The organism is Psychrobacter sp. GW64-MNA-CIBAN-0177, assembly GCF_040309585.1.
Taxonomy (GTDB): domain Bacteria; phylum Pseudomonadota; class Gammaproteobacteria; order Pseudomonadales; family Moraxellaceae; genus Psychrobacter; species Psychrobacter okhotskensis.
The window spans coordinates 1-279 of the sequence record NZ_JBEOOY010000175.1 but is presented as its reverse complement, the minus strand read 5'-3'; the positions used below and the strand labels follow the sequence as shown (position 1 = coordinate 279).

Here is a 279-nt window from a genome sequence, read left to right as displayed (position 1 = left end):
GATAGAGACGTTACAATCACAGCGGAATGAGCCTTCTGCCATAATCGCATCGGATATACCAAGCCAAGTGACCAGCTGATGAATCGCTTTAATGTAGGCAAGCGCCTCGGCAGCAGAACGCATATCCGGCTCAGAGACGATTTCAATCAAAGGCGTGCCAGCACGGTTAAGGTCAACGCCGGTCATACCTTCGACAGCATCATGTACTGATTTGCCCGCATCTTCTTCTAAATGCGCGCGCGTGATGCCCATGCGTTTAGGATATTCGTTTTTCTCGCC

General features: G+C 50.5%; 1 pseudogene. It reads right to left on the bottom strand.

Annotation, left to right across the window (positions count from 1 at the left end):
* Window positions 1-279, bottom strand: a pseudogene (gene gatB / locus AAEY79_RS14660) (Asp-tRNA(Asn)/Glu-tRNA(Gln) amidotransferase GatCAB subunit B); the annotation flags it as partial.